At 51.9% G+C, this 401-nt stretch carries 1 rRNA gene; it reads right to left on the bottom strand.

What is annotated here, in order from left to right:
- A 23S ribosomal RNA gene (locus tag I2F62_RS13155) occupies positions 1-401 on the bottom strand; the annotation flags it as partial.

Here is a 401-nt window from a genome sequence, read left to right as displayed (position 1 = left end):
GCCTCAACATTACCAGGGTGGTATTTCAAGGATGGCTCCAATGGAACTGGCGTCCCATCTTCATAGCCTCCCACCTATCCTACACAAGTAAGGTCAAAGTTCAATGTCAAGCTGCAGTAAAGGTTCACGGGGTCTTTCCGTCTAGCCGCGGGTACACTGCATCTTCACAGCGATTTCGATTTCACTGAGCCTCTGCTGGAGGCAGCGCCGCCATCATTATGCCATTCGTGCAGGTCGGAACTTACCCGACAAGGAATTTCGCTACCTTAGGACCGTTATAGTTACGGCCGCCGTTTACTGGGGCTTCGATCAAGAGCTTCGCTTACGCTAACCCCATCAATTAACCTTCCAGCACCGGGCAGGCATCACACCCTATACGTCCACTTTCGTGTTTGCAGAGT

This window comes from Acinetobacter sp. MD2(2019), from assembly GCF_035615615.1.
Lineage (GTDB): Bacteria > Pseudomonadota > Gammaproteobacteria > Pseudomonadales > Moraxellaceae > Acinetobacter.
Note: the sequence above shows the minus strand (reverse complement) of the source record. Positions and strands in the feature narration are given on the sequence as shown.